Annotated in this window: 22 protein-coding genes; 13 read left to right on the top strand and 9 right to left on the bottom strand. The window is 59.8% G+C overall.

Annotated features, from left to right (window positions below; all coding sequences use genetic code 11):
• Positions 1 to 160: 160 nt before the first annotated feature.
• Complete coding sequence (locus AB4Z51_RS27940; RefSeq protein WP_441498412.1) at positions 161 to 1,354, bottom strand: CaiB/BaiF CoA transferase family protein; 1,194 nt, start codon at positions 1,352 to 1,354, stop codon at positions 161 to 163.
• A gap of 617 nt (positions 1,355 to 1,971) precedes the next feature.
• Between AB4Z51_RS27940 and AB4Z51_RS27935 the strand changes: the two genes are divergently transcribed.
• From AB4Z51_RS27935 to AB4Z51_RS27910, 6 genes are all read left to right on the top strand, one after another.
• Entirely contained in the window at positions 1,972 to 3,525 is a 1,554-nt protein-coding gene (locus AB4Z51_RS27935) for a lipopolysaccharide biosynthesis protein (RefSeq protein ID WP_441498411.1), read from the top strand.
• A 3-nt stretch (positions 3,526 to 3,528) separates the two neighbouring features.
• The gene (asnB, locus tag AB4Z51_RS27930) at positions 3,529 to 5,367 is read left to right on the top strand and encodes an asparagine synthase (glutamine-hydrolyzing) (protein WP_441498410.1); all 1,839 of its coding nucleotides are present in this window, start codon (positions 3,529 to 3,531) and stop codon (positions 5,365 to 5,367) included.
• A 3-nt stretch (positions 5,368 to 5,370) separates the two neighbouring features.
• Positions 5,371 to 6,459: a glycosyltransferase family protein gene (locus AB4Z51_RS27925; RefSeq protein WP_441498409.1), complete on the top strand. Its 1,089-nt coding sequence runs from the start codon at positions 5,371 to 5,373 to the stop codon at positions 6,457 to 6,459.
• Positions 6,460 to 6,605: 146 nt separating this feature from the next.
• Positions 6,606 to 7,226, top strand: a complete 621-nt coding sequence (locus tag AB4Z51_RS27920) for an acyltransferase (protein WP_441498408.1) — start codon at positions 6,606 to 6,608, stop codon at positions 7,224 to 7,226.
• A 68-nt stretch (positions 7,227 to 7,294) separates the two neighbouring features.
• Complete coding sequence (locus tag AB4Z51_RS27915) at positions 7,295 to 8,227, top strand: NAD-dependent epimerase/dehydratase family protein (protein ID WP_441498407.1); 933 nt, start codon at positions 7,295 to 7,297, stop codon at positions 8,225 to 8,227.
• A 10-nt stretch (positions 8,228 to 8,237) separates the two neighbouring features.
• On the top strand, positions 8,238 to 9,416 hold the full coding sequence (locus tag AB4Z51_RS27910; RefSeq protein ID WP_441498406.1) for a glycosyltransferase family 4 protein: 1,179 nt from the start codon (positions 8,238 to 8,240) through the stop codon (positions 9,414 to 9,416).
• Here the strand turns inward: AB4Z51_RS27910 and AB4Z51_RS27905 are convergent.
• Both AB4Z51_RS27905 and AB4Z51_RS27900 read right to left on the bottom strand, forming a co-directional pair.
• Complete coding sequence (locus AB4Z51_RS27905; RefSeq protein ID WP_441498405.1) at positions 9,370 to 9,597, bottom strand: hypothetical protein; 228 nt, start codon at positions 9,595 to 9,597, stop codon at positions 9,370 to 9,372. The genes AB4Z51_RS27910 and AB4Z51_RS27905 overlap by 47 nt on opposite strands.
• A gap of 27 nt (positions 9,598 to 9,624) precedes the next feature.
• Positions 9,625 to 10,587 (bottom strand): UDP-glucuronic acid decarboxylase family protein, encoded by a 963-nt coding sequence (locus tag AB4Z51_RS27900; RefSeq protein WP_441498404.1) that lies wholly within the window; start codon positions 10,585 to 10,587, stop codon positions 9,625 to 9,627.
• Positions 10,588 to 10,882: 295 nt separating this feature from the next.
• Between AB4Z51_RS27900 and AB4Z51_RS27895 the strand changes: the two genes are divergently transcribed.
• From AB4Z51_RS27895 to AB4Z51_RS27875, 5 genes are all read left to right on the top strand, one after another.
• Positions 10,883 to 11,635, top strand: a complete 753-nt coding sequence (locus tag AB4Z51_RS27895) for a glycosyltransferase family 2 protein (RefSeq protein ID WP_441498403.1) — start codon at positions 10,883 to 10,885, stop codon at positions 11,633 to 11,635.
• Positions 11,636 to 11,719: 84 nt separating this feature from the next.
• Positions 11,720 to 12,409 carry a hypothetical protein gene (locus AB4Z51_RS27890; RefSeq protein ID WP_441498402.1) on the top strand — a complete coding sequence of 230 codons (690 nt, stop codon included), beginning with the start codon at positions 11,720 to 11,722 and terminating at the stop codon, positions 12,407 to 12,409.
• On the top strand, positions 12,388 to 13,584 hold the full coding sequence (locus AB4Z51_RS27885) for a hypothetical protein (protein WP_441498401.1): 1,197 nt from the start codon (positions 12,388 to 12,390) through the stop codon (positions 13,582 to 13,584). The genes AB4Z51_RS27890 and AB4Z51_RS27885 overlap by 22 nt, the downstream gene beginning before the upstream one ends.
• A 151-nt stretch (positions 13,585 to 13,735) precedes the next feature.
• The gene (locus AB4Z51_RS27880) at positions 13,736 to 14,188 is read left to right on the top strand and encodes an acyltransferase family protein (RefSeq protein WP_441498400.1); all 453 of its coding nucleotides are present in this window, start codon (positions 13,736 to 13,738) and stop codon (positions 14,186 to 14,188) included.
• A 67-nt stretch (positions 14,189 to 14,255) separates the two neighbouring features.
• Complete coding sequence (locus AB4Z51_RS27875) at positions 14,256 to 14,495, top strand: hypothetical protein (protein WP_441498399.1); 240 nt, start codon at positions 14,256 to 14,258, stop codon at positions 14,493 to 14,495.
• 164 nt (positions 14,496 to 14,659) lie between these two features.
• On the opposite strand, the gene AB4Z51_RS27870 is transcribed toward AB4Z51_RS27875, so the two are convergent.
• Both AB4Z51_RS27870 and AB4Z51_RS27865 read right to left on the bottom strand, forming a co-directional pair.
• Positions 14,660 to 15,589, bottom strand: a complete 930-nt coding sequence (locus AB4Z51_RS27870) for an FkbM family methyltransferase (RefSeq protein WP_441498398.1) — start codon at positions 15,587 to 15,589, stop codon at positions 14,660 to 14,662.
• Positions 15,571 to 16,989 carry a hypothetical protein gene (locus AB4Z51_RS27865; RefSeq protein WP_441498397.1) on the bottom strand — a complete coding sequence of 473 codons (1,419 nt, stop codon included), beginning with the start codon at positions 16,987 to 16,989 and terminating at the stop codon, positions 15,571 to 15,573. Before AB4Z51_RS27865 ends, AB4Z51_RS27870 begins: the two co-directional genes overlap by 19 nt.
• A 182-nt stretch (positions 16,990 to 17,171) precedes the next feature.
• Here AB4Z51_RS27865 and AB4Z51_RS27860 point away from each other — a divergent pair, with 182 nt between their 5' ends.
• Positions 17,172 to 17,720, top strand: coding sequence for a serine O-acetyltransferase (locus AB4Z51_RS27860; protein ID WP_441498396.1), 549 nt, complete (start codon positions 17,172 to 17,174; stop codon positions 17,718 to 17,720).
• A gap of 153 nt (positions 17,721 to 17,873) precedes the next feature.
• Here AB4Z51_RS27860 and AB4Z51_RS27855 read toward each other — a convergent pair whose 3' ends face one another.
• Positions 17,874 to 19,124, bottom strand: coding sequence for a hypothetical protein (locus AB4Z51_RS27855; protein WP_441498395.1), 1,251 nt, complete (start codon positions 19,122 to 19,124; stop codon positions 17,874 to 17,876).
• Between the two features lie 327 nt (positions 19,125 to 19,451).
• Between AB4Z51_RS27855 and AB4Z51_RS27850 the strand changes: the two genes are divergently transcribed.
• Positions 19,452 to 20,909, top strand: a complete 1,458-nt coding sequence (locus AB4Z51_RS27850; RefSeq protein WP_441498394.1) for a hypothetical protein — start codon at positions 19,452 to 19,454, stop codon at positions 20,907 to 20,909.
• A 40-nt stretch (positions 20,910 to 20,949) separates the two neighbouring features.
• Here the strand turns inward: AB4Z51_RS27850 and hisF are convergent, their stop codons facing one another.
• The 3 genes from hisF to AB4Z51_RS27835 are packed head-to-tail and all read right to left on the bottom strand — an operon-like array spanning position 20,950 to position 23,494.
• Positions 20,950 to 21,732 (bottom strand): imidazole glycerol phosphate synthase subunit HisF, encoded by a 783-nt coding sequence (hisF, locus tag AB4Z51_RS27845; RefSeq protein WP_441498393.1) that lies wholly within the window; start codon positions 21,730 to 21,732, stop codon positions 20,950 to 20,952.
• Positions 21,733 to 21,734: 2 nt separating this feature from the next.
• Positions 21,735 to 22,349: an imidazole glycerol phosphate synthase subunit HisH gene (gene hisH, locus AB4Z51_RS27840; RefSeq protein ID WP_441498392.1), complete on the bottom strand. Its 615-nt coding sequence runs from the start codon at positions 22,347 to 22,349 to the stop codon at positions 21,735 to 21,737.
• Positions 22,346 to 23,494, bottom strand: a complete 1,149-nt coding sequence (locus AB4Z51_RS27835; RefSeq protein WP_441498391.1) for an N-acetyl sugar amidotransferase — start codon at positions 23,492 to 23,494, stop codon at positions 22,346 to 22,348. Before AB4Z51_RS27835 ends, hisH begins: the two co-directional genes overlap by 4 nt.
• Between the last annotated feature and the right edge of the window lie 4 nt (positions 23,495 to 23,498).

The following is a 23,498-nucleotide window of genomic DNA, read 5'->3' as shown; positions in this document are numbered from 1 at the left end:
ATTTGAGCAGGACGGCGACGATGACGCGCGGTTCTGCGCCCTGGAGCATGATATTCGTCGGTCCGAAATCGCCGTGGCAGATCGGTTCGGGCGGGCCGCGAGAGGATCCCCGAGCCATGCGCAGGCCCCAGCAGGCCGCGCGCGTTGGCGCTGGGCGGCGTCAAACGACCTTCGCTCGTCTCAGTTCGGCAATTTCGTCAGGGGCGAAGCCGAACTCGGCGAGCACTTCGCTCGTCTGCTCGCCGAATTCCGGCGGCCGCGCCACCATCTTGCTCGGCGTGCGCGACAGCGTGACGGGCTGGCCGACCAGTCGGATGTGGCGGTCCTCGTCGTTCGGCACGTCCTGCGCGATGCCGAGATGTTTGACCTGCGCGTCCTCGAACATCTGGTCGATGGCGTAGATCGGTCCGCACGGCACGCCGGCGTCGTTGAACTCGCGGACCCTGGTCTCGGTCGACTTCGTGACCGTGCGCTCCGCGATCTTGGCGTTGAGCGCGTCGCGGTTCTTGGAGCGGGCCGGCGCGGTCGCATAGTCGGGATGGCTGTAGAGCTCAGGGGCGCCGATCGCCTGCGCGCAACGCTCCCAGATCCGCCCGCCGGTCGTGGCGATGTTGATATAGCCGTCCGAGGTCTTGAACACGCCGGTCGGGATGCTGGTCGGGTGATTGTTGCCGGCCTGCTTGGCGACCTCCTTCTCCATCAGCCAGCGTGCGGCCTGGAAGTCGAGCATGAAGATCTGGGCCTGGAGCAGCGAGGTTTGGACCCACTGGCCCTTGCCCGAGACCTCGCGCTCGAGCAGCGCGGTGAGGATGCCCATGGCGCAGAACAGGCCGGCTGTGAGGTCGGCGACGGGAATACCGACCCGCATCGGCCCTTCGCCCGGCGCGCCGGTGATCGACATCAGGCCGCCCATGCCTTGCGCGATCTGATCGAAGCCCGGCCGCTTGTGGTAGGGCCCGTCCTGGCCGAAGCCGGAGATGCTGCCATAGACGATGCGCGGGTTGATCTCGCGCAGGCTCTCATAGTCGATGCCGAGCTTCTTCTTCACGTCGGGACGGAAATTCTCGACCACGACGTCGGCCTTGGCTGCGAGGCGCCTGAACACGGCCAGCCCGCGCTCGTCCTTCAGGTTCAGCGTCATCGCCCGCTTGTTGCGGTGCAAATTCTGGAAGTCGGAACCCCGCCGCGGCCCGCCCGGCTGCTCGCCGCCGGCATCCTCGGTCAGCGCGTCGATCTTGACGACATTGGCGCCCCAGTCCGCGAGTTGGCGCACGCAGGTGGGGCCAGACCGGACGCGGGTCAGATCAAGTACTGTGAAGCGCGACAGGGCTTCCGAGGCATGCGGGAGGGGCATCGTGATAGGCTCCGGGACAGATTGCGGCCTACCATAGTGCCGAAAGACCATGGGGCAAGTCATCCTGCAGCAGGTCTGGGCCGACGCGGATGCTGCCCGGGCCCGCCGCGCGGAGGGGCAGCGCAGCCAGATGCTTCAGTGCGTCGCGCGCCTTCTCCGCCAGAGGATCGTCGCCGTGACACGCGATGAACAGCTCGAACGCCGTGACGATTCGAAATCGATCACCATCTCCCGCGAAGCTGGAATTGCGGGCGTCCTGGTATCGGGCACGAATGGCATCATTATCATAGGAGCCGCGCCAAGGTCGTCGCCGAGCGGGGCCGGCCGTTGCTCGCCGTGCCACTGCAGACGATGCCCACACCCAGTCGTGCCGCGAGGGCGTCTCCACGTTTCAGCGCCAGGACCGTGTGACGGTCTCCAGCGCATTCATCGCGCTCGCCAGGCTGCTGCCGCTGGCAGCCAGAGGGCCGCCCTGGCACGGTCAACGGTGCCAGCCGAGCCGGCCGCGCCTATCGACATTCCGGGCACCGGCTGCTAGCCCAGTTTCACGAAATCGAGGGGGAACCCTGGTCGGCGAGGCAGCAAAAGCGTGCTGAGGTGAAGGCCGGGTGGCTGGCATGACGTTGAAGAAAAGACCGCCCGATCTGCTTGGGAACTCAATGTGGAATGCTATGGCCTTCATTGTGGCCGTGGTGCTGAATCTTGCCATCCTGCCTTTCGTAATCGCTCGCCTTGGTCTTGCTGCGTTCGGTGTCGCGGGTCTCGTGACCGCCTGTATTGCGCCTGCGCTGGTGTTCAGCAATGCGTTGGGACTGTCGACGGCACGCGAGCTTGCGCTGCGCCTGGATCCGTCCGATCGCGAAGATGCACGACGTCTTTTCGCGACAGCGATAGCGCTCGCGGTCGGTGTGGGCGGCCTCATCACCATTTTCTTTCTGGTTGCAGGGGCTCCGCTGGCGCGTCTTGGATTTCATTTGGCTGGGCCGGCTGCCGACGATCTTGGATTGGCTTTCGTGTTGGCCGGTATCGGTTGGTTGTGCCAGTGCGTATCGGCAATCTTCGTATCGTTGTTCACTGCGCGGCAGGACTATCGCCGGATCGCTTCGATCGGCATCATCACCACGGTGATCACGACCCTGTCGATGCTGCTGCTGATCCCGGGGGCGCCGTATGCGTCGACATTCCTTGGTTGCCAGGCACTGGGTTTTGCCACCAGCCTGCTGACAGTCCTGGCCTTGTCCCGCGGCGCGATGGGCGAGTGGCTCGCGCCCCCGGCATTGCATCGCGAGGCGCTCGGCAAGTTGGCCAGGCTGGGCGGCTGGCAAGTTGCCGCGCAGGGCGGTGCACTGCTCGCGGGGCAGGCGGATCGGTATCTGCTCGGCGCGCTGTTGCAACCACAATTCGTCGGCTTCTACGGTGTAGCGCAGCGCCTCCAGGAGGCGACCTATATCGGCATCCTCAAGGTCGGTGAAATCCTGTTTCCATTCTTCAGCACGCTGCAAAGGGAGAGCAAGGACCGCAAGGTCGATTTGCTGTTCCGATCGTCGTGGGTCCTCAACGTCCTTGCCGCAAGCGCTCTGGGCGCATTGATCCCCGTAGCGGGCCCGTTGCTGCACGTCTGGACCGGCGCCGAGGTCGCAGCCGAAGCTGCGCGCGTGCTCGTCGTGTTATCGATTGCCGGAATCCTCGGGTCGACGGCCAATGTTTTCGGTTTTTATCTGTTGGCAGAGGGGCAGTCGCGCTTCAACGCGCTCATCGCGCTGATTACAGGTGTCGTCACGCTCGGCACGAGTGCGATCGTGTTGCCAAGTTTCGGATGGCAGGCCGCGGGCTGGAGCGCGTGCGCCGGTATGACGGCACAGATGACGACGATCATCTTACTGTTGCGCCGCAGCTTTGATTTCGCCGGCATTTGGTCGCGCGTCGTCCATTGCGTGCTTATGCCGCTCGGCGTCGGGATCGCGACGGCGCTGGCGCTGCGCTATGGCCTCGACCACGCGCCATTCCACCCTGCGCCGTCCTGGTGGTCTGTTGCAGCCATCGCGGCGCTGGCGGCTGTGACCATCTTTGTCGTCGCGGTTGCCGCTTCGCAGCTCGGGCCGTACCGAAGTGCGTGCTGGCAGGACATGCGCGCCATCGCCAGTCGCTTCGTACGTCTCAAGGCCAGCTAGGACATGTGCGGAATCGCCGGAATCGTCAATTTGCGCGGCAATGCGGTCGAGCCGGCCGACCTCTCGCGACTGACAAGCCTGATCGCGCATCGCGGTCCGTTTGGTGAAGGGACCTGGTTCAGCGCGGACCGGGCTCTCGCATTCGGCCACCGTCGCCTCGCGATCATCGATCCCGGTGAGGGCGGCTATCAGCCGATGCTGTCGGCGGACGGCCGCCACGTCATCGTCTTCAACGGCGAGATCTACAACTTCCTCGAGCTGCGCCGCGAACTGGAGGCGCAAGGCGCGGTGTTCCGGAGCCAGTCCGATACCGAAGTGATCCTGGCCGCCTGGCGCGCCTGGGGCGAAGACATGCTGCCGCGCTTCAACGGGATGTGGGCACTCGCGATCTTTGACATCAGCACCGGGGAGCTGTTCCTGGCGCGCGATCGCTTCGGCATCAAGCCGCTGCTCTATGCCATGTCGCCGGAGCGATTTGTCTTCGCCTCCGAGCAGCGGGCGTTGGTCCGCAGCGGACTGGTCGATCCCGCCGTCGATATGGAGGTGGCGCGCCGGCTGCTGCTAGACGCCTTCGGGATCGAGGGAAGCGAGCGGACGTTGTTTCGGCAAGTTCGCCGCCTCCAGGCCGGTCACTGCATGTGGTTGCGCCAGGGCAAGGTCAGTGCCCGGCGATGGTGGCGCACGGTGGATCATCTGGCGACGGTGCCGGCCACTGAACCCGAACGTGTTGCCCGCTTTCGCGAGCTCTTCCAGGATGCCGTGGCGCTGCGGATGCGCAGCGACGTACCGATCGGGACGTGCTTGTCCGGAGGCTTCGATTCATCCGCGGTGATCTGCACCATGGCGGCGCACGAGCAGGCCGGGATGGGGCCACGCGATAGCGCGGCCTGGCGTCACGCCTTCGTCGCGACGTTCCCGGGGGCCTTGAACGACGAGCGGCCGATGGCCGAGGAGGCTGCCGCCTGGGCCGCGGTCGAACCCACTTTCCTGGAAATCGGACGAGGCGATGCGCTGGTGGATATCGACCGGATTCTCGACGACCTCGATGACGTCTATATCGGGTTGCCGAGCGCGGTGTGGCTGATCTACCGGCAATTGAGACAAAGCAACGTAACGGTGTCACTCGACGGTCACGGGGCCGACGAGTTGATGGGCGCTTATCTGCAGGAAGGGCAGACGGCAGCGTTCCGAATCCGGAATGCGGCAGAAGATCTGGCTTCGCGGTCGCCGCTGGTGCGTCGTGCCGTGGACGTGCTGCGCATGCTGGCCCTGAAGCGTCAGGGCATGTATTTTCTGCGCGGTGGCCTGCGTGATGTCCCGCTCCCGCTTCCGCTGGTGGCGGAAGACGATGTACTGCCGCGTGAATGGGGCGGCCTGAACCGGCGGCTGTACCGCATGTTTCACAGCACGGTACTGCCCACGATCCTGCGCAATTTCGATCGCCTCTCGATGGCTCACGGTGTCGAAGTCCGCATGCCCTTCATGGATTGGCGCCTGGTGACCTACACGATGGCGCTTCCCGAAAGCAGCAAGTCGGCGGACGGCTACACCAAGGCTGTCGCCCRGCGCGCGATGGCCAGTCTGATGCCGGAGTCGATCCGCACGGCCCGCCGCAAGGTCGGCTTCAATTCGCCGATGCCGGAATGGCTGAACGGGCCCTTGGCCGGCTGGGCGGCCGACCTGCTCGACCGGAATGTGCCGGCTTTTGCCGAACTGGTAGATGAAGCCGCGTTGCGCAGCGCGGTCGGCCGCTTGACGGCGTCGAAGTCGTGGGATTGGGAGGCGGTCGGACGGATCTGGCCGTATCTGAACATGAAATGGATGTTGGCGAGGTACGCGTAAAAGATGCGCCTGTTCCAAAATAGCTGTTTTTATGCCTCCTATCTGCCGCGGTTGAACATGCTCGCGGCAAAGACCGTCAGCTTCGACGGGCGCCGCGCGGTGGCTCTGAACGACCGGTTCGGCGCGGCACATATCCTGAAGCCGGTGCTCGATGGATCGCCGGCGGCTTTCTTTACCAATGGCGACGACGAGGTCCTGCAGCGCCGCTGGGCCCGCGAGCAGGGTATGTCGGGCGAGCCGACGCTGGAGGCGATTCTGCTCGCGCAGATCGAGCATCATGCGACCGAGGTGTTCTACAACCTCGATCCGGTGCGCTATCCGAGCGCGTTCGTCGCCAAGCTACCCGGGTGTGTGAAGACGACTGTGTGCTGGCGCGCGGCACCGTCGGGAAATGCCGACTTTACGGCCTATGGCGCCGTGCTCGGAAATTTTCCTTCGATCCTCGATATGTGGCGCCGCAAGGGATGTCGGGGAGAGCCGTTCTTTCCGGCGCACGATCCCGTGATGGATGAGTATGGCCACGGTGAACGTACGATCGACGTCGTCTTTGTCGGCGGTTATTCGAGACATCATCGCGCGCGGGCCAGGACGCTGGAGCGGGTTGCGCATCTGGCGGACACCTACGACGTTGCGTTTTGTCTCGACGCGTCGCGCCTGACCAGGCTCGCCGAGAGTGCCATCGGCCGTTTGCTGCCGCTGCGGCAGCACAGGCGTCCCGATGCGGTCGCGGCCATCGCCCGGCCGCCTGTGTTCGGGAGGGATCTCTATGAGCTGATCGGTTCGTCCAGGATCGTCCTGAACGGTGCGATCGACATGTCCGGCGAAGACCGCGGTAACATGCGCTGCTTCGAGGCAATGGGGTGCGGTGCCCTACTCGTGTCAGACGCAGGGAGATATCTGGAGGGCATGCAGGATGGTGTCACCATAGAGACCTATGATACGGCGGAGCAGGCCGCCGAAGTGATCTCGCAAAGTCTGCAGGACTGGCCTCGATCGGCCGAAATCGCGGCGCTCGGCCGAGCCCGCATCCGCGAGATTTACAGCAAAGATGCGCAATGGAAAGCGTTTGGAAACCTCATAGGGCGCCTTTAGCCGTGCTATAGCGTTCGCTGCGGCGTCTTTTCGATCGATTGCATGAATCTCAATTTCCAGATCGCGTAAGGGACGGGAGCCGGGCTCCGGGGGTGTCAATTGAGAATCCGAAAAAGTTCGGCCCGGCGGTGTGAGAGGCTGTGCTGATGTCCGCCCTTTCAACGTTTGTTCGCCGGTGTGCGCGTGCCGTCGATGGCCTCAACCTTCACTATATTGCCCAGCGCCTGATCGGGCGGGCGACCTGCCGCTTTCACGAAGGCGCATTTCTGGCTCATAGCGCGCGGATCAGGAACGCGTTCGGCGACAGCGACAGGATTGTCATTGGCAGTCGTTCGCACGTCAGGGGCGAACTGATGGTTCTCGGTCACGGCGGACGCATTACGATCGGAGAATGGTGCTATGTCGGTGTGGGCACGCGTATCTGGTCGGGGGCGTCGATCGACATCGGAAACCGCGTCCTGATTTCACATTCCGTGAACATATTCGAYAATCTCTCGCACCCGATCCGCGCCAGCGAGCGTCACGAGCAGGCGAAGCAGATATTTACCCTGGGGCACCCGCGGCAACTCTCGCTCGACGATCGTCCGATCAAGATCTGCGACGATGCCTGGATCGGTGCTTGCGCTATGGTCATGCGGGGTGTGACGATCGGGGTGGGAGGAATTGTGGCCGCGGGCGCGGTGGTCACCAAGGACGTTCCGGCGTATTCCATCGTGGCAGGTAATCCTGCCACGATCATCAGGGAACTGTCGCCGGACGAGCGATGAAGGGGCACTTATGACGACGAGGACTGAAATGTGCTCTCAAGCCAATCACCGGCACGCAAAGTAACGCCATGTCCAATTGGGTTACCGGTGCGAACGGGTTCATCGGTCGCCATCTCGTTCGCGAGTTGGCGGGTGCCGGGTACGAGGTTCATGGCGTTGGCCACGGTGCCCTCGATCCGGCCGGTGCGCGCGCGCTCGGTTTGCAGACCTGGATAAATGGTGAAGTCGACGCGGCCAATCTGAATGCGCTCGCCGCCATGCACGGACTGCCGTCGCACGTCTTCCATCTCGCCGGCGGGTCGTCAGTTGGGCTGTCGATCGAGCGCCCGTACGAGGACTTTTCGCGCACCGTGGCCAGCACTGCGCGTCTGCTGGAATGGCTTCGAAGCTCTTCACCCAAGAGCCGGCTGATCGTCGTGTCGAGCGCAGCTGTCTACGGCGCCGATCACACGGGTCCGATTCCCGAAAGTGCGGCGCTGGCGCCGATGTCGCCCTATGGTCATCACAAGCTGATGATGGAGCAGCTGTGCCGCAGCTTCACCCAGAGCTTCGAGATCGGCTGCACCGTTGTGCGGCTGTTCTCGGTCTACGGCCCCAACCATCGCAAGCAACTGCTGTGGGACATCTGCCGGCGGCTCAAGAATGCCGAGCAGCCGCTCTCCCTCGGTGGGACAGGCGCAGAGATCAGGGACTGGACCGACGTTCGCGACGTCGTCCGCCTGCTGGCGCGGGTCGCCGAAACGACGCCGCATGGCGGCTTTCGTGCGATCAATGGCGGGTCGGGACAGGGGGCGAGCGTAGCGGCTATTGCCGACGGCCTGATCAGGCATTGGGGCAGCAGCACGGCCGTGCACTTCTCCGGTGTTGCCCGGCCTGGCGATCCGGTCAGCCTGCGAGCGGATGATGCGATCGTGCGCGACATGCATTTCGATTGGCGCATTCCATTGGAGCGCGGCCTTGCAGACTATGTCGCATGGTTCAAGGGCCGAGTCGGTGCTTGAGCGCGCGCCGTTGCGGATCGCATTCGCCAACATCCCATGCGGTCTATGGGCGGGAGGCTACAATTATCAACGCAACCTGTTCGAGGCGCTGAACAGGTACGAGCCGGGAACGGTGACACCCGTGCTGTTCGCCGGAACGGCGGACGAGGACGGGGAGATCGCGGCGCTGGCCGGAATTCCCGCGGTCGAGGTCGTGCGTTCTCCGGTGTTCGATCACCCCGCGACCGGTCTCGCCTATCCGTCGGACCTCGCCCGCGCGATCGCCTTTGGCTTGGATGGGCCTGCCGTCGCCGAATTCAAAACTCACAAGATCGACATGGTGTTCGAAGCTGCGCGCTTCTTTGGCTGGCGCCTGCCGTTCCCCGCGATCGCCTGGTTTCCGGATTTCCAGCATCGCTTGCTGCCGCATCTATTCTCCAGGAGCGCCTATTGGCGGCGTGATCTGGGCTTTCGGGTTCAGATCGCGTCCGGGCGCCATATCATGCTGAGCAGCAACAACGCGCTCGGCGACTTCAGGCGCTTTTATCCGCGTGCTTCGAACGGCGTCTCGGTGGTCCGGTTTGCGACCGAGCCGCCAGCCGGCCTGCTCACCACGAATCCATCTGAGGTGATCGCAAGCTATGGCCTGCCGCATCGCTATTTCTATCTGCCCAATCAGTTCTGGCGGCACAAGAATCACCAAGTCGTCATCGATGCGCTCGCGCTGGTGAAACGCCGGGGGCTGGATATCGTTGTTGCTGCGTCGGGGAGCACGCTGGACTACCGCGAGCCCGGTCTTTTCGAAGCGATGATGCGAGAGGTCAAGGCGCGAGGTCTGGAGACGAATTTCCGGCATCTCGGGATGGTTCCGCTGGATCATGTCTACGCGCTCCTGCGGGCTTCGATGGCTCTCATCAATCCTTCGGAGTGTGAGGGGTGGAGCACGAGCGTCGAGGAAGCAAAGTCGTTCGGCGTGCCCATGATTCTGTCGGACCTCGATGTCCATCGCGAACAGACCGCGGGTCAGGCGCGCTATTTCGGCATTCGCGATAGCGACGCCTTGGCCAATCACCTGTTGCAGGTCGCACAGTCCGCCGATCCCGTGGCCAGCCGGGACATCCTGCCGAACCTCGAGGAGCGCGTGAAGGCGTTCGTCGCAGACTTCACCCGACTGACCGCGGACGTGGTGAAAAGCTCGGCAGTGCGCTAGTCGGCGGACTGCGGCCGCTCAAGAGATACGCCGGGTTGAAGTTGATGTAGGACTGGAAGGTCGCCGCCTCTGTCGGCGACAGGCAGGTGACGAGGCTGTGCAGCAGCACCAGGGTCGCCAGCGCGGCCTTCGAATCGAGGCGGGCCCGCAGATCGCTGGTGATGCCTGGCGCTGCGCTCATGGTCGACAACGGACGCTGCGGGCGGGATTAGGCGAGTTCAAGCGTGCGCTTGAAATAAGCGATCGTCTCCTTCAGCCCGTCCTCGAGAGCGACTTTCGGCTCCCAGTTCAGTGCTGCTCTTGCCTTGGTCAGGTCGGGCTGGCGCTGGCGCGGGTCGTCCTGCGGCAGCGGCTGGAAGATCAGTTTCGAGCGCGAGCCGGTGAGCTGAATCACCTTTTCGGCGAGTTCGCGGATGGTGAACTCCGAATTATTGCCGATGTTGATCGGCCCGGTGACGTCATCGCCGGTCGCCATCAGGCGTATGATTGCCTCGACGAGATCGTCGACATAGCAGAACGAACGGGTCTGCTCGCCGTCGCCGAACACGGTGATCGGCTCGCCCTTGAGCGCCTGGACGATGAAGGACGACACCACGCGCCCGTCATTGGGCTGCATGCGCGGGCCGTAGGTGTTGAAGATGCGCGCAACCTTGATCGGCAGGCCGTGCTGGCGCCAGTAGTCGAAGAACAGCGTCTCGGCGCAGCGCTTGCCCTCGTCATAGCATGAGCGGATGCCGATCGGATTGACGTTCCCCCAATAATCCTCGGTCTGGGGATGGATCAGCGGATCGCCGTAGACCTCGCTGGTCGAAGCCTGGAAGATCCGCGCCTTGAGCCGCTTAGCGAGGCCGAGCATGTTGATGGCGCCGTGCACTGAAGTCTTGGTGGTCTGCACGGGGTCGCGCTGGTAGTGGATCGGCGAGGCCGGGCAGGCCAGGTTGAAGATCGCGTCGACCTCGATGTAGAGCGGGAAGGTGACGTCGTGGCGCACCGCTTCAAACAACGGGTTTTGAAGAAGGTGCGTGATATTGCGGCGGCTGCCCGTGAAGTAGTTGTCTACTGATACGACTTCGGCGCCCTCGATCAGCAATCGCTCGCACAAATGCGAACCTATAAAACCCGCCCCCCCTGTAACGAGGAGGCGACTGTTGCGGTATTGGTCAAGCGACATCGGCTCTCCAGTTCGTCAAATTATCGTTGAGGTGCCTCGGATCGGAAGTGGTATCAATATGGCTCTTGTTAGCAACCTCTTTGTCGTCTCTATGGTATTGTAGTACCTAAGTCCGCCACTCCAAATATGTTTCGGCTTCATAGAGTAAAATGCCAGCCCAGCGAATGCAGGACAGATCCCTGCCGAAGCTTAAGGGTTATTGTTGACGCCAGGATCGTAATGCGTCACCCCGACCAAAACGCCTCCGATGGCGTTGAAAAGGCGATGGTTGAAAGCTGCGTAGGAACTCTTCCACATGGTCGATCTCGTTTCAATTATCACCCCTGCCTACCGAGCCGCTAAATACCTAGACAAGGCCATTACATCTGTTCAGCAGCAGACCTATCGCCATTGGGAATTGATAGTAACTGACGACTGCTCACCCGACGAGACGCGGGAAGTCGTTGCCCGGTACGCCGAGCGGGATCAGCGAGTGAAGTTGATCGCACAATCCACCAATCAAGGACCCGCAATGGCGCGCAACGCTTCGCTCCGGCAGGCGCAGGGCAGGTTCATCGCCTTTCTGGACAGTGACGATTGGTGGCTATCGACCAAGCTCGAGCGTCAACTCGATTTCATGCGCCGTTCAGGAGCGGCGCTGAGCTATACCCAGTTCAGGCGGGTCGATCAGGATGGTGACAACGAAGGGCGCTTGATCAAGGTGCCGGACCGGCTCACTTACCGCATGTTGCTTGGCAACACTGCGATCGCAACTTCGACGGCAATGGTCGATCGGAAACAGACCGGAGATTTTCGGATGACGAAAACCTACTACGACGATTTCGCCCTCTGGCTGAAATTGCTTCGCGCCGGACACGTAGCTAACGCCCTGCAGGAGGATCTTATGCGCTACCGGGTGCTGAAAGGATCAGTATCGCGCAGTAAGGTCAATTCGGCAAAGAAGGTCTGGTCTACTTATCGAGAGATCGAGGGCCTCAGCATTGCAAGCTCGTCCATCTATTTCTCTCTGTATACCTGCAACGCCCTTCTCAAGTACGTCCGATTTTGAGGCTCGTAAGGCTGGCAAATGCATTGCCGCCATCAAAATGAGACGAGCGTTCTGTAGAGCGGCAGTTAGCAGGAAATCGCAGGGATGAAGCTAGGCGTCGCAGGGAACATCGAGCGCGAGGTCATTGTCGGGAAAAATTCGACTGTTTGGCGCGAATTGGCGAGACGGTCGGATATCGCTGCAAAATTTCAAGTTGCACTCGGCCACACCGAGATTGACAATGCTAGACTTCTGCCGACCGATCGGTTGTGGGTTTTTGCGTATTCCAGGAAGGTGGGCGAGAACGCAGCGCTGATCGAAAAACTAGCACGCGCTGGCGTCGCCGAGTACGTCTATGTTTCGTCGGCTACGACAAACGTCGTTCCGTATACTCGATGCTACAACTATCCCACGGCGAAGCTGCTGGCGCGGAACCTGGCGCGCGAGAGGCTGAACGCTCGCATTCTAACCATCGGCCTAATATTCGACCGAGTCTCCGAACTGCCGGCTGGCGCAACGATCGCGACAAGCTACGATGATTTGGCCGGTTTCATGCTGGCGCCGCGATGGCCCGACACTGTCGAACAGGAGGTTTGCCTGTTCAAGCCTTGCGAACGCCCTTTCAGAAGCGAGGCGGAGGCGATTGCGTTCAGGCTCTATGGCTACGCCATGCGCGTGCTGCGAAAATGGCCTTGTGTTCTCCGCCCGGTAGATTTCGTCCTGCGAGGAATGGGATATAGATGGTATGGCTACCTTTATCTGAGTAACAAGACGTGGTTTACGACGACATTATAGTTGGCTCTGGGCTGGCGGCGCTTGCGACTGCCCTTGGGCTTGCGGCATCCCGAAAAGTTCTCGTTCTTGGCGGGCTCGATACAGGGCAACTGGAATTCTATGGTGATCAGAAATCCATCCCCACCTCCTATAGCGGGGTTGGGGGACTAGGCAACTTTTGGCACGGCGTCATCCCGACGGCATTGAGGGCTCCCTATGCGCGCGAGTCCCACAGCGAAATTGCCGAGCTCTTTCAATATTTTTATCCGCTAACTTCAATTCGGGAGAAGATCGGCGAACGTTGGCTTTTTGTACCGAGGAGGCCAGTGCGGCCGCAGCAGGAATGGGAGAGATTGTCGCGCGAGCGTGGTGACAATCTGCGATTTGTGAAGCTCGCCGTGGATCGATTTGACATGGGTGGCGGCGGCCAAAGGGTCTTGGTTGCCGATGAAACGTTCAAGTCGAGGCGGCTCTGGATCGCGGCAGGCGTGCTCAATTCGCCCAAAATCCTGTCCAGATCCGTCGACCCCGATCTCAGGCGAGCATTCATATCAGATCATATCATTTGCTATGCGGGACAGATCCACCAGCACACGCCGGACTATTCTCCACCGCAGGTGGAAAGGGCGAGGGACGGGTTTTGGCTCGCTTTTGAATTCAGCTCAGATGGGGATGCGCTGCTCACGCAGCGACCTGCGCGCTTCGACTACCGCACGCTCGATCGCGGGATCGAGCAGAGGGCGGTATACGGGCTCCCGACGAACAGCGCGCTGGTCAGGCTCCTAAAGACTACTTCGCCTGGGTTGGTGGCCGAAGCGCTCTTTAACAAATTTGGATTGTTCCCGCGTTCGCCCGTGTTGAGTGTCTATGCGCAGATATTGGTCCACAACGCGCTGGACGTCTCTCGAGAGAATGCTCCTTTGAACCCGGTCGACCACAACGCTGCGCAAGCTGTGTCTCGCTTGTCACTTCCCTGGCCGTCGCTGCTCAGGACCCGGAGACCGGATTTGTTCCTCCGCGGTATCCACCTTCACCACTCGATCGACCTGGGCGCTTTGAACGCGGCAGGATTGGCGTCTGATGAATCGACTGTCAGAGTCGTCGATGCTTCGACGATCAATGATATCGGCCCTGAACACCATAGTTTCTACACGATGGCGCGCGCCTATCGTCTTGCCCGCAAGGTCAGCTCTTAACCGACGATCCGCTGGGGCTGCGATCTCCCCGACAAGCTAATGTCCGGGCAACCTCAATGTCAGCCGGCGCGGTTCTCAAGCGGGCAAGTCACGGGCAACCTTCCGGCTTGCGCTGGGCGGGCGTGAACGATAGGGGTATGGGCGAGTGCACTTGTCCGGGGCGCTCGTGGACCACAAAAATACCCTCCATTTTGACGTGGTTCGTGGCGTGGCCGCGATTGTCGTGTTAGCCGCACACGTTGCTCAGTCCTTCCTTTGGCGGCTCTACGGCGCAGGCTCGTGGGCAGACATGGCATCCGGCTGGGCCGCACGCTTTGCGGTGTTGGCTTTCTTCCTACTGTCGGGACGGCTGATTGTCGCCAGTATCGTTTCCAATATCCGCAGGAACGGCTCTTTTGACCCTATCGATTATCTCCTCGACCGCATCGCCCGCCTTTACCCACCGCTTCTATTTGCAATCGTGCTGAGCGTGGCAGTCGTGGCGACAATTCAGCTATTCGGGTTACCAGGATCGAAGGGGAGCCCCTCGGCACTCTTCGCGCGTCCGGTATTTCGCTTCGGCTCACTGAACTCGCGCAAAGTCTCCTGCTTTACAACGGACTGACAATCGTGGATGGCCCGCTTTGGACTCTCTACATTGGAAGCTTTACATCGCCGCTGCGGGTGGTGCGATGCTGACATTCGGACGAAACTTGCAAGCGAGAGCGATCGGCTATGCTTTGGTGGTGTTCGCCGTATGGACTGGCATCGACCACCGTCGTTTCTGGTTTTTGGCGGTGATCTGGTGCCTTGGCGCGTTCACGAACCTGCCTAGCGCTAAAAAGCCTGGCATCTTCCTTGCGGCATCTACGGCGGCAGTAGCCCTTTGCTATATGACTCCCGGCTATCCCGACTATATCGATGGCTCCTAGCAGTGCTTTCCGCTTGCGCTGCGTCGCGGCTCGAGAATACGGCCGCAATCAAGCGAGCGCTGGTGACAGCCCTTGACCAAAAATTAAACCTGAGAGACTTCGCTCGATATTGCCGCCGCCAGCAGCCGCCATCAATTGAGCTACGTTACATCCGAGGAGATTAGTTAGCTCTGTTGATTTTTCGCTTGGAAAGGGACCGGCACCATCAACACCAGCGGGTAGACCTCGTCCAATCGATCGGGATCGACGGGTTCCAACGTATTCTTTCTACCCTTCAAGAGTAGCTTCAGAGATCGCCAAATCTTGGAGCGCCCGGTGTCATGCATTCGAATGGCATGTAGCTCATAGCCTGGTATCGCGCGCGCAATGTTGACCAGATTGGGCTGCGCCTTTGTGAAGAGCTCGAAACCCACGAGTGGCCTGTATTGCCGCAGGAGGGGCTCAAGGGACTCGATGATCTCCTGTTCCATCCCCTCGACGTCTATCTTGATGAACGCGCGAGAGAGCTGGTCTGCGTATTGCGCCACGAAATCATGTGCCGACTTAAGTTGGATAGAATATCGATTTCCGAATTGCTCTCCCGACAAGCCGAACGTTTCCGGCGGCAGTACAGACCTCTCGGCAACGCGGCTGATGGAATGCTCGTCCGGAGACTCCTCCAGTGTCACGATTCCCTCGGTCTTGCCCAAACCGAAATTGTGGCAGGACAAATGCGACATCCGGTTGCGCAATACATTGGCCTCCAGCACCCGATAGAGAATCGGATGTGGCTCGACCGCTTCCACGCGCCGGAACAGCGGCGCCAGCGCGATGCTGTGGTTACCGATGTTGGCGCCGATATCGATCATCAGCTCCGTGGTGCCGGAGCGGGAAAGGACGTAGCGTAACGTCTCTATCACGCCCTTTTCGAACAGGCCCTCCGACAGGATATGCCGATCGACCGTGCTCGATACTTCGACAAACATCGTTGCGGGCCGCTTGCGGGCACGGCGCGCCAAGAGCGTGAGCAGTCCGAAGCTCGTCAGATAGCGGATCGCATCGAAGCCGGGTCTCACCTCGAAGAAGGAGGTACGTTCTATCCTGTTCGGCTGCACTCCACCCCCCCGACCTGTCTCGGCGAGACCGGCCTCTTTCGCACTGCTTCGAGCAGCATCGCGAGATGCTGCGGATCGATCAGTGGCCATCGTCGCCCCCCTGAGCGGGGGAAAACTGAGCTGGCGAGACAGGCGCTGATGAAATCATGCTTCTCGGTCTCCGACAAGGTGCGAGCCGACCGGAGAGCCACGACGATAGTTTCGGCCCAATTGTCGATCGACGCAAGGTCGAGATAAACAGCGCCCGACCGCGCAAACCAATAGCTCGTGTTGCTGAAAGTGAATATGGGTTTGTCGCGAAGTGCGGCTTCGACGCCAACGCTGCCGGCGCCCAGCAATACCGCATCGCTTCTTGCCATAACCTCCGCCGAATATTCGAGCGGCGGCACCATCACGACATTGGGGATAGACCTGAGCCGCTCGTAGAACACCGCGTTGCGCGTCCCGAGCATATGCGGGTGCTCCTTGATGACCACCACGCAGTCCCCTGATAGTGCATCGACGATCTCGACCGTCTTATTGTCATAGTCTATGATCGATTTATCCTTGATCCAGTAGTCGATTGCCGCTTCGGGAAAATAGGCCAGCGGCATAAATACAGTTGGAGAGGACGACTTCTTCTGTAGGGAGGTTAGCTCGGATTGCCAGTCGTTGCTGAAGCAATTCGCGGATGGAAAGTCCCGAATTCTGCGCCGCTCAGCCAAGTAGGGAGTTATCGCATAATGCACATGAAGAGGATCGCGCTCTAAATATCCTTTGGCGAGAAAGACAATACGCTTGACATAGTAGCGACCTATGCCGAGTACGTGGCGGCGCAGCGAATAGTTCAGGCGTTGGTTGTAGTCCTGCCGGAAGAATGGCTTCACCACGGCGGCAATGGCTTTCTCGACCTCGTTTGAAGACGGAATCCTGATGTCGAATGCATCGCCATTCGCAGAGCTGGTGAGCTGGAGAAGGCCTGGAAATAGCGAGTAGGCATAGCCCACAAACCTAATGCCGCGCCGTCGGGCCAGGATGCTGAGGAGATGCGTCACGTATTCGTCCACCCAGTGGCAGATGACGCCCTCGGGATTCAAGCGGTCCAGCCACTCCTGAAGCGTAGCCGCCATTGCATGAAGCCGTCGCTCGGCGTCGTCCCGGTTTAGGTTGCGCAGGAGGCGGCAACGCCGAATGCAATCGTCGCTTTGATCTGCATCCAGCAATGCCGCAGGCCGCCCGGATCGCAAATGGCGATAGAATGCCTCACGCGTGTCGTCGGTCCCCTTTTTCCTGCCGTCGGTGAGAAAGAACAGCTTCTCCCCGCGCGGGAGCGCAGCGAAATTGGCCTTGAAATCGTCGACCAGATACGGGCGACAAAAAACAAGGATTCCCGAGGGATCTGATAAGGCTGCTTTGGTCAATGGAAAAGGCTACCTGCGCTTTCCGGAATTGGCGAATGCCATCGGCCGCCTGCCGGGGCTTTACTGACTGTGACGCAATCCGCTAAACATTGGAAACGGTCAAAGTCAAGCGAGAGGATCAGAGTGTTTGTCAGCTCACATGTGCGGCAATCACCGCGTAAGTCCTGCACCGGCCGGCGCTAATGTCGTATTCGGAACCTGGCGTTCGCGCGCTGCTCGACGCCGACTGGCAACGGTTGATGGTTGCAATGGGCAAACCGTCCCGAAACCGGAAATGGACCGACGCGTTCTCGCCCAGGTTCGCTCATATCGTCCTGATCCGCTGGGCGTATGCATTCCACAGAACAGGCTGGCACCGGCTCGGAAAACTGACATCCCTGTTGAATTTTGGCCTGTTCGGCATGGAGATCCCCAGCAGTCTCAAAATTGGCCCTGGCCTGATCATACCACACACGAATGGCATTATCCTTGGCGCCGCAAAGATCGGGGCCAACGTGACCATCTACCAACAGGTGACGCTGGGGGCTAAAATGGCTGACTGGGACTACGACCTGGCTCAAAGGCCGGTGGTTGAGGATGGCGCAACCATCGCCGCCGGGGCTAAGGTGCTGGGGCCCGTGGTCCTGGGGAGCAATTGTGTGGTCGGTGCGAACGCCGTGGTCGTCAGCGACGTAAGTCCCGGAGAGGTCGTGGGCGGAGTTCCCGCCCGCGTACTCTCGTCAGGAAAATAGATTCCTGGTCGCCCCCGGGTCGGGCGAAAGGGCTGATCGTTGCCCGATATGGACAGCCGGACGTTGACGGTACGCACACCGGAATCGGGGTCGTAAAGAAATTTTTCCCTGTTGCTGGCACGCAGACTGGGATGCAGGAAGCTCCCTGGTCAATCATCTGTGCGGACCACCCACGCGTTCCTTCTGTACGATCATCACCGCTGCGACGATCACCTGGACCGCTCGCGCGGCGGCGATCGACAGCACATAACCGGGGAAGCCCAACTGGAAAACAGTAACGATGAGAAAGAGTACTGCCCAGGTGAGCGCGAAGGCGACGGCCGCGGCAAGGACCGCTCGTTCGGCGTCAAGCGCGATCAAGGCCCAGTCGAAAACCGGACTGAGCTGTAGGGTCACGGCTACAATCGTGCAGGTTGCGTCGATCCAGGATAGTCTGTATTTTACCCAAAAGGTGTCAGGGTAGACTTGGTAAAGAAGCACGAAGGAAGCTGTCGCGCCAATCGCCATCAATGCGCCCACTTCAGCCGCGCGAACCAGCGCGGCGTTCAGCATGCCGATCCCAATGGCGATTCGCGCGCGGATGAAATCGGGGCCCCACTTTTGCATGAAGATGCTGGTCACCGTATAGGCCGCGCTTAACCAAATGCTACAAAACGCGTATTTTGCGCCATCCGTTTCGGAGCCAAAATGAAGCACCCAGCTTCGATCGAAGCTGATGGGAATAAGCGCGGTGCTTATCGCGGCAAAGAGCCATGTGCCGTCCGAATCGTGGCTGATGAACGAATCCCTATTTGCGGCGCCCAGGGTCGGCGCGTCGGCTCGCGAGCGAATGAGGACGCGGAGATAGAACAGAACGGCGAGGCCGACCAGCGCGGAAGACACGGCTTCTGCCCAGAGGCCGGCCTCCCAGTCGAACAGCGATGCGAACGTCGCGCAGAACACCAGTGCACAAACCGTGCGCAAGATCGCCGATGCGCTCATGACGAACAGCTTGTCGTAAGCCCTGAACAGCGAAGCTGAAACCGCGAAAGCATTCGCAGCGAATGCCAGCACGGCGACGGCGGAGGCCGCGATCGCTGTTCGAGGGCCGTAGAATGCGAGAGCGATCAGTGTGATGATACCGAATGCCGCCAAATGCCTCCACGCGAGCCTTCGTACGTCCGAACTAAGAGTCCGGCGCAATTCTTCGGAGCGGCCAAACGCGACCAGCCGCGTGAATCTCTTGACCATGCCCTCTGCGAGGCCGAAGCTGACCGCGCTCGTGAGGAGCCCGACAAAGGCAAAAGCGGCCGAATATTGAGCGAAGTCGATCGGAGAAAGTATCCCGGCCAGGATTGCGGACTTGCCGAGGGTGATCACGCTCGCCAGCGCCATGAGCGTGAAGAAGATGTAATGAGACATCATTTTTTTGACGTCGGAAGGATATTTAACCAGTAAACGATGGCAATCGAATTCGGTGGCACATTCTTTGTAACGACCGGATCGGCGCCTACTATCGAGCTGTTGCCCATCGTGATGCCGCCCATCTTCCCAGCACACATTGGGACCAATTCTCACGCTCGGCCTATCTCGATACACTCTGGATACTTGACGTGAGAATTCCAGAATATCTAGGTCGAATCTGGTCTTACGTAGCTTGTGTAAGCTTGATTGGCAACGCTTTCCGTGGCTGAGTGTGCCATGGCAACGGCGTGCATTAATCCTCGCAGGTAGTTTGCCGCGAACACACGGGTGATCATGGTTTCGACATGGTCGGCCATAGTACTGGCGGCGACGCTGCCGTATCAATCGTGGACCACTATGCCAGCTCTTTACATTTCGTATCGCTCGTTGATGGTATTGACCGTCGGAGCTTTGCTGGTTCCGATGTTGTTGGTGCTGGGACTTCGGTACTCGACCGCATATGGCACTTGGCCTCCCATCGGGGTCGATACCTGGGCTTTTTTTTTCGGATGGTATGTCGCGTTCTTCCTAGGTCTTTTCTTCCCACTCCGCTTACGATCCCGGGCTGGCCCGGCTGCGATCGAAGAAGGAGCCCGGCAAGCGAACTTCTGGGTAATCAGTCTCTCATGCGCCGCAGCCATCGGCGCGGGGCTCATGACCTATAATTTTGCGGTCATTCGCGGCTTTGGCTTTGATGTCCCAATAACGGAATTGCGCACGATCGTAATGAACGAGGCGTCCGCAGGCTATGTCGGTTCATGGTTGGGAGGACTGGGCCGGCTTCTTGTTTCCGCGGCCGCAGTTGCGTGGATCGTCGCGTGTTTGAAATGGAGGGATCTTTCGTGGCTGGCCGTGTCAGTGCTGCTAGTCTCGACCATAGCAGTCTTTGCCTACCAAGCGAAATTTGAGGGTGGCCGGTTCTTTTCTTCGGCAATCCTGCTGGCGTCGTTTTTTGCAACGGTGGGTTTCTTTGTCTCGGACGTCAGCCGAAAACGCCGCCTAGACATTCTTGCCGTCCGGCCAACGCATATCACTCCCGTCGTGCTGTTGCTGCTGATGTCGGTCGGAGTAGCTTCGTACAACGAGATGGTGTTTGTTTCTCGTGGTGCCCAATCCGCGCAAAAGTTTGCCGTACAAAAAGCGGCAGATGACTTATTTTCAAAAAAGGTCGTGCAAGCGGTCGGGCAGGAGAGGCTTGCTGACAATCAAAATCCTCTCGCCATTGCTTATTTGCAGTATGCTTCGAACTTCGATATCGATCTCTCGTCTGCTCGCGACAACAAAGAAATCGAAGCGACCTATGGGCGGGCCATGGCTTGGATCTACCTCACACAAGGTATCAATGAATTCGATCGAATCTTCCAGACTGAAAATTTAAAGCACGCCGTAGGTCGGTATCAGTTTACGCAGATTGGCCAAATACTGAGCAAGCTGACCGGTACCGACATGCGGTACGATGTGGCAAATAACCTCCCGAACAACGGCACGTACGTCACACTGCCGGGCGCCATCTATGTCGATTTTGGTGCGGCCTTGGCCCTCGTGCTTGCGGCGCTCGCAGGAATTTGCTTCCGCGTCGGCGTTGAAGAGATGTTTGCGGGCGCCAGCACCTTCCTAGCTATTCTGGCGCCGATTCTCTTTGTGGTCGTTGCTACAGGACCAGTCACCACGTTGGTGCCCAATCTCTGGCCGTGCGCGTTCTGGATAGCGCTCACGCAGATTCCGATCCGCACGAAATCCCCGTAGATTGCGACGTTGCCTCGTGGGGAAACACCGTGGAAGCTTGTTACCGCGCGCCCGGCTTCGTCAGGGCTTTGCGAACCGGTATGCCCGCATTCGCCATGAATTTCTTCGCCTCGGCGGGCGTCTTGTCAGTGAAATGGAAGATGCTGGCTGCCGCCACCGCACTGGCCCCGCAGAGTTTAACGGCATCTACAAAGTGCTGATAATGTCCTGCGCCGCCTGAAGCAATCACGGGAATGTTTACTGCGCTGGCCACTGCTCCGATCAAGTCAAGGTCATATCCTTGCATGGTTCCGTCGCGTTCGACCGACGTGAGCAAGATTTCTCCTGCCCCGAGATCGGCGACCATTCGCGCAAAGGAGACCGGATTAGTGCTTTCTGGCTTCGACCCGCATCGACTCATACATACGTGCGTTCCGTCTTCATTCCGGACGACGTCTATGCTGACCACGACACACTGCGAACCGAAATAACGCGCGGCTTCCGAGACCAACCCTGGGTTCTCATGGGCGGCGGTGTTGATGGAAACTTTGTCGGCGCCGGCTCCGAGTAGCTCAGCTATCTGATTTATATTGGTGATGCCGCCCCCGACGGTGAGGGGAACCGAAACGCTCTTACCCAGACTTCGTACAGACTCCACATCCGGCTCTCTGCCTTCAGCAGTTGCAGCGATGTCCAAGAGCGCCAATTCATCGACGTCTCGCTTGTCATATATCTTGATGGCCGGCAAAACCGAGCCAACGCGCCGCCAGCTATCAAAGCCGACGCCCTTGACCAGCCCATGTCCTTTCCACAACAGCGTCGGGATAACGCGAACCTTGAGCACGCCTAAACCTCTAGAAAGTTTTGGATTACGCGCGCGCCGGCAGTCGAGCTCTTCTCAGGATGGAATTGAGCTCCAAAAATGTGCCCGCGCTCGATCGCAGAAGTAAACGGAAGGCCATACGTGGTCGTGGCAGCAATGCTGGAGGAATCCTTGGGCTCGAACGCAAAGCTATGGACGAAATAAAAGTCGGTCCCGGACGGAACGCTGAGAAATAGAACGCTGTTGCTCGTCGGAGAGATGCTGTTCCACCCAACGTGGGGAATTCGAAGCGATGGGTCCTTGGCCCCCAAGGAGGTGACGCGACCTGGGACGAGGCCTAGACCGCTCGTGATGCCGCCTTCCTCGCTCTCGTCCGCGAGGAGCTGCATACCCAGGCAGATGCCCAAAAGCGGCATTCTGCGATTCAGGACGGCATCACGTATCGGAGCAATCCATCTGAATTCAGTCAGGTTGGCCATCGCCGCCGCGAATGCTCCCACGCCGGGTAGTATGAGCTTGTCTACCTGATCAATATCGCCCGGCCTGTCGAGGACGACAGCAGAAGTGCCCAGTCTCGCAAGCGAGTTGCAGACCGAGGCGATGTTGCCCATTCGATAGTTGATAATGCCAACGTTCATCGGTTGTCGTAATTCTGCTTCTGCAGATTTCCGCGTTTGTCCTTCTTGAGATTTCCTTTGCCGTCACTTTGGAAGATACGCCGGTTTGTGAATTGGTCACAAACGTCGACGAATTCATCGACYGTGAGGTCTAGCGGCTCAAGGATATCTTCCAGCGATTTTCCCAGGTAGCTCCACGGAAACTTGCCGTCGTGGCGACGAACCATTTCGAGCCCGTCTTCTCTAGAGATCCGACCGCGACGAATATGAAGGCACGCTATGTCGGTAGCACGCCCGAACCCAAACTTCAGAAACTTGAAATAATCGTGGATGCCGGTTTGATAGTTGTCAAGATTCTCATAGTCGACCACCGACCCTTCGATGGCCTTGCCGTAAGTTCTGAGCCCGCTCGCTTGCGCTATCAGGGCGTTCGCCAAGCCGTCCCACGGCATGTAGTAACCGAGAAACAGGCCAGTGACGCCTACGCGCTGTAAATCGTCGTCAGACGGATATTGGTAGGGGATGATATCTCCCGGGGTAAAGCCGTAGACATCGCAGAGGTCCGACACACGCAGACCGAGGAGCCCGCCAAATTCCTCGAGCCAAGCTCGTGAAAGAGTATTGTTCTCGGCCGCGGCTGCCGGTCCACCATACTCGTTTTGCGAGTTCTCACCCCAAACTATGAGAGGAACGTCAAACTGGACGGCTGCTCGAACCGGGATGGTGAAAATTCCGACGTGCTCCGGCCACGAAATATCGCCAACTTCAGTCAGCCCGATCCTGTTCAGCCTTGCGCGGACGAGGGGATTCGGTGACATCTCGATGAGATCGACACCCAACCGCTTGATATTATCGAGATTGTGCCGGCCAATGTCCGACAAGTCGCATGTCGTTGACGTGACACAGAGAGGCCGCAGTCCGAGTTGCAGCATCCTAACGACCTGGGTGGTGCTATCCTTTCCGCCACTCACCGGGACGATGCAGTCCCAGTTCGTTCCACCGCGACGATATTTCTCCAGAACGCGCAGCAGCTCGTCTCGCCGGGTGTCGAAATCGATGGCTTTCCGGTTCTCGTAGGAGCGGCAAGCGCTACAGACGCCTTGATCGTCAAAGTGCAGGTCCGGCTTCGTGCTCGGCATCACGCATCGCTTGCAGTAGATCAGCATCGGT

This window comes from Bradyrhizobium sp. 2TAF36 (assembly GCF_052114925.1).
GTDB classification, from domain to species: domain Bacteria; phylum Pseudomonadota; class Alphaproteobacteria; order Rhizobiales; family Xanthobacteraceae; genus Bradyrhizobium; species Bradyrhizobium barranii.
The sequence above is the reverse complement of the archived record's forward strand: the minus strand, read 5'-3'. Positions and strand labels throughout refer to the sequence as shown.